Source organism: uncultured Tenacibaculum sp. (assembly GCF_947504135.1).
Lineage (GTDB): Bacteria > Bacteroidota > Bacteroidia > Flavobacteriales > Flavobacteriaceae > Polaribacter.
Window position 1 is genome coordinate 2,501 of the sequence record NZ_CANNGG010000008.1, and the last position, 3,112, is coordinate 5,612.

Consider the following 3,112-nt stretch of genomic DNA (forward strand, 5'->3'; position numbering starts at 1 on the left):
GCCTAGGCTTTCAGAGGCGAAGAAGGACGTGATAAGCTGCGATAAGTTACGGGGAGAAGCACATATTTTATGATCCGTAAATTTCCGAATGGGGCAACCCACTATGTTGAAGACATAGTACCCGCAAGGGGGCAAACGTGGTGAACTGAAACATCTAAGTAACCATAGGAAGAGAAAACAAAAGTGATTCCGTTAGTAGTGGCGAGCGAACGCGGATTAGCCCAAACCAATGTTGTTACGGCAATATTGGGGTTGTAGGGCTGCGACATTAGAATCTAAGAGAACTGGAATCGTTTGGAAAGACGAACCGCAGAGAGTGATAGTCTCGTACAGGTAATCGAAGAGGATATAGCAGTACCCTGAGTAGTGCGGGACACGTGTAATCCTGTATGAATCCACCGGGACCATCCGGTAAGGCTAAATACTCCTGAAAGACCGATAGTGAACTAGTACCGTGAGGGAAAGGTGAAAAGAACCCTAAGTAAGGGAGTGAAAGAGAACCTGAAACCGTACGCCTACAAGCGGTCGAAGCACATTTACTGTGTGACGGCGTGCCTTTTGCATAATGAGCCTACGAGTTACTGTTACTAGCAAGGTTAAGATTTTAAGGATCGGAGCCGAAGCGAAAGCGAGTCTGAATAGGGCGATTATAGTTAGTAGTAGTAGACGCGAAACCGAGTGATCTACCCATGGGCAGGTTGAAGCTGTGGTAACACACAGTGGAGGACCGAACCAGTTGACGTTGAAAAGTCTTTGGATGACCTGTGGGTAGGGGTGAAAGGCCAATCAAACTCGGAAATAGCTCGTACTCCCCGAAATGCATTTAGGTGCAGCGTTGATTAAAAGTTTTATAGAGGTAGAGCTACTGATTGGATGCGGGGGCTTCACCGCCTACCAATTCCTGACAAACTCCGAATGCTATAAAATGTTTTTCAGCAGTGAGGGCATGGGTGCTAAGGTCCATGTCCGAGAGGGAAAGAACCCAGACCATCAGCTAAGGTCCCCAAATATATGTTAAGTTGAAAAAACGAGGTTTGACTGCCCAGACAGCTAGGATGTTGGCTTGGAAGCAGCCATTCATTTAAAGAGTGCGTAACAGCTCACTAGTCGAGCGGTCGAGCATGGATAATAATCGGGCATAAACATATTACCGAAGCTATGGACTTATTAAAGTGGTAGGGGAGCATTCTATATGTGCTGAAGGTGTGCTGTGAGGCATGCTGGAACGTATAGAAAAGAAAATGTAGGCATAAGTAACGATAAAGGGGGCGAGAAACCCCCTCACCGAAAGACTAAGGTTTCCTCAGCGATGCTAATCAGCTGAGGGTTAGTCGGGACCTAAGGCGAATCCGAAGGGAGTAGTCGATGGACAACAGGTTAATATTCCTGTACTTCTTATAATTGCGATGGGGTGACGGAGTACTGAAAGCACCGCGAACTGACGGAATAGTTCGTTGAAACATTTAGGTATTGGACTGGTAGGCAAATCCGCCGGTTTAGCTGAAGTGTGATAGTACCACAAGTCTTCGGATGCGTGGATAGTGTGCCTAAAAACTTCCAAGAAAAACCTCTAAGCTTCAGGTTATAAGAACCCGTACCGTAAACCGACACAGGTAGTTGGGATGAGAATTCTAAGGTGCTCGAGAGATTCATGGCTAAGGAACTAGGCAAAATAGACTCGTAACTTCGGGAGAAGAGTCGCCCTACTCCGGTAGGGCCGCAGTGAAAAGATCCAGGCGACTGTTTATCAAAAACACAGGGCTTTGCTAAATTGAAAGATGATGTATAAGGCCTGACACCTGCCCGGTGCTGGAAGGTTAAGTGGAGTTGTTAGCTTCGGCGAAGCAATCAAATGAAGCCCCAGTAAACGGCGGCCGTAACTATAACGGTCCTAAGGTAGCGAAATTCCTTGTCGGGTAAGTTCCGACCTGCACGAATGGTGCAACGATCTGGATACTGTCTCAGCCATGAGCTCGGTGAAATTGTAGTATCGGTGAAGATGCCGATTACCCGCAGCGGGACGAAAAGACCCCGTGAACCTTTACTATAGCTTCGTATTGACTTTGGATAAGTAATGTGTAGGATAGGTGGGAGACTTTGAAGCGGCGTCGCTAGGCGTTGTGGAGTCATCCTTGAAATACCACCCTTTGCTTATCTAGAGCCTAACTCAGTAATGAGAACAGTGCGTGGTGGGTAGTTTGACTGGGGTGGTCGCCTCCAAAAGAGTAACGGAGGCTTCTAAAGGTTCCCTCAGCACGCTTGGTAACCGTGCGTAGAGTGCAATGGCATAAGGGAGCTTGACTGAGAGACATACAGGTCGATCAGGTACGAAAGTAGAGCATAGTGATCCGGTGGTTCCGCATGGAAGGGCCATCGCTCAAAGGATAAAAGGTACTCCGGGGATAACAGGCTGATCTCCCCCAAGAGCTCACATCGACGGGGGGGTTTGGCACCTCGATGTCGGCTCGTCACATCCTGGGGCTGGAGAAGGTCCCAAGGGTTGGGCTGTTCGCCCATTAAAGTGGCACGCGAGCTGGGTTCAGAACGTCGTGAGACAGTTCGGTCTCTATCTGCTGTGGGCGTTAGAAATTTGAGTGGATCTGACTTTAGTACGAGAGGACCGAGTTGGACTGACCTCTAGTGTATCTGTTGTCTCGCCAGGGGCACTGCAGAGTAGCTACGTCGGGAAGGGATAAGCGCTGAAAGCATATAAGCGCGAAACCCACCACAAGATGAGATTTCTTTAAAGGGTCGTGGAAGATCACCACGTTGATAGGCTATAAGTGTAAGTGCAGTAATGTATGTAGCTGAGTAGTACTAATAACCCATAGGCTTATGTACGTATCCCGGTCCTAGTGGCCGGGAGCAAACTCTTTGATGATTTAGGATATGATTTTACTGATATGTTAACTTTTACAGTTGAAACATACTGAAACGATTTAAGGTGATTATCGCAATGGGGCTCACCTCTTACCATTCCGAACAGAGAAGTTAAGCCCATTAGCGCCGATGGTACTGCCACAGGTGGGAGAGTAGGTCGTTGCCTTTCTTTTAAACCTCAATCTTTTAGTAGATTGAGGTTTTTTTTTGCTCTTTACTTTAGGAACTATTA

General features: G+C 47.4%; 2 rRNA genes (1 of these 2 only partly in view). Both read left to right on the top strand.

The features are described from left to right. Window positions 1-2,841: ribosomal RNA gene (locus Q0663_RS12605) — 23S ribosomal RNA — on the top strand (it extends 30 nt beyond the left edge of the window). Between the two features lie 99 nt (window positions 2,842-2,940). Next, window positions 2,941-3,049, top strand: a 5S ribosomal RNA gene (rrf, locus tag Q0663_RS12610). Window positions 3,050-3,112: the final 63 nt, after the last annotated feature.